General features: G+C 65.6%; 1 protein-coding gene. It reads right to left on the bottom strand.

Translation table 11 applies throughout. The features are described from left to right. A partial coding sequence (locus DBR24_RS32750; protein ID WP_256591614.1) for an AMP-binding protein occupies positions 1–1,544 on the bottom strand: 1,544 nt, incomplete at both ends.

Below are 1,544 nucleotides of genomic sequence, written 5' to 3'. Positions count from 1 at the left end.
TACTGAGTGAAGCGGCTGCGCAAGGTTTCGTGGCGGGCGACGATCCGCGCCAGTGCGCGTTGCAGCGCATCGTCATGCAAGCGCCCGCGCAGGCGCAGGGCCACGGGAATGTTGTAGGCGGTGTTGGCGCCTTCCATTTGCGCCAGAAACCACAGGCGCTGCTGGGCAAACGACAGCGGCAAGGCACCGTCGCGCGGCATCGGCAGCATCTGCGGCTGGGTGCAACGCCCGGCCTCACTGAGGACGGCAGCCACCGCCGCCAGTTCGGCATTGGCGAACAGATCGCTCAGCGCCAGTTCGACCCCCAGCCGCTGACGCACCTGCGCAACCATGCGCATCGCCAGCAGCGAGTGGCCGCCGAGTTCGAAAAAGTGATCCTGACGCCCGACCCGTTCGACCTGCAGCACGTCGACCCAGATGTGCGCCAGTGCGGTTTCCACCTCGCCTTCGGGTGCCACGTATTCGCGGGTGAACAGCGCCGTCAGCTCCGGTGCCGGCAGAGCCTTGCGGTCGACCTTGCCGTTGGCGGTCAGCGGCAGTGCGCCGAGCCGGACGAACGCCGTCGGCACCATGTATTCCGGCAAACGGCTGAGCAACTGCGCACGCAACTCGCCCACCGGCAAGGCTTCGACCTGGGCCTGTTCGGTGAAGTAAGCCACCAGCCGTGGCTGGCCGGGCTGGTCTTCGCGGGCCAGCAGCACCGCTTCCTGAATCCCCGGCAACTGGTTGAGGCAGGTTTCGATTTCCCCCAGTTCGATGCGCACGCCGCGAATTTTCACCTGATCGTCATTGCGCCCCAGGTATTCGATGGTGCCGTCCTCGCGCCAGCGCGCAAGATCGCCGGTGCGGTACATCCGAGCATTCGGCGCACTGCTGAACGGGTCACGCAGGAAACGCTCGGCAGTCATCTGCGGGCGATTCAGGTAGCCCCGGGCGACGCCGGCACCGCCGACATACAACTCGCCGGCAACGCCAATCGGCACCGGGCGTTGCTGTTCATCGAGCAGGTACACCGTGGCGTTGCTCACCGGTTTGCCGATATGCAGCGCGTCGCCGCTTTGCACCAGGCCGGAGGTCGCGACCACCGTGGCCTCGGTCGGGCCGTAGTTGTTGATCACGTCGAAATGCTGGTTGCGGTTGAACTGACGCAAGCGGTCACCACCGATCAACAGTGTGCGCAGGGTCGGGTGTTCGAGGTTCTGGCTGAAGGCGTATTCGGCCACCGGTGTCGGCAGGAAGCTCACGTCCAGCGGTTGCGCGCGCCACCATTCAAGCAACGCGTCGATGTCTTCGCCGCCCTCATGGGTCGGTGCCAGATGCAGGGTCGCGCCGGCGCACAGCGCCGGCCAGACTTCCCAGGCCATCGCATCGAAACCGAACCCGGCGAGGCTTGAAGTGTGGCGACCCGCGCACAGGTCGAACGCTGTGCAATGCCAATCGACCAGATTGCTCAAGGTGTGGTGTTCGACCATCACGCCTTTGGGCAGGCCGGTGGAGCCGGAGGTGTATATCACGTAGGCCAGGTGCGCAGTGCTCAGGCCCGG

Origin of the sequence: Pseudomonas sp. HMWF006, assembly GCF_003061205.1 — a bacterium.
Taxonomy (GTDB): domain Bacteria; phylum Pseudomonadota; class Gammaproteobacteria; order Pseudomonadales; family Pseudomonadaceae; genus Aquipseudomonas; species Aquipseudomonas monsensis.
Note: the sequence above shows the minus strand (reverse complement) of the source record. Positions and strands in the feature narration are given on the sequence as shown.